The organism is Neisseria sp. P0001.S005 (genome assembly GCF_051963715.1).
Genome location: NZ_JBQCTZ010001062.1, coordinates 1 through 239, shown reverse-complemented (window position 1 = coordinate 239; position 239 = coordinate 1). Strand labels below are relative to the sequence as shown.

Here is a 239-nt window from a genome sequence, read left to right as displayed (position 1 = left end):
ATTACCCGCTATTCCCCTGAGCGCGTGGCCAAGGGCGAAATGCTGTCTTTTCAAGACATCTGCGATATCTTGCTTATTCAGTTGATCTGTGTGATTCCTGAATCAAAAAACGTTCTGCAAGCTTCCAACGCCGGCGAACCTGTCATCCACCAAGACAATTCCGCAGCAGCAGAAGCCTACAAAGACGTTATCGCCCGCCGCTTGGGTGAAAACCGCGAAATGCGTTTCCTCGAATCTGA

1 pseudogene is annotated in these 239 nt (G+C 50.2%); it reads left to right on the top strand.

Going from position 1 to position 239, the window contains the following annotated elements:
* Positions 1 to 239, top strand: a pseudogene (locus ACTHSP_RS24060) (septum site-determining protein MinD); the annotation flags it as partial.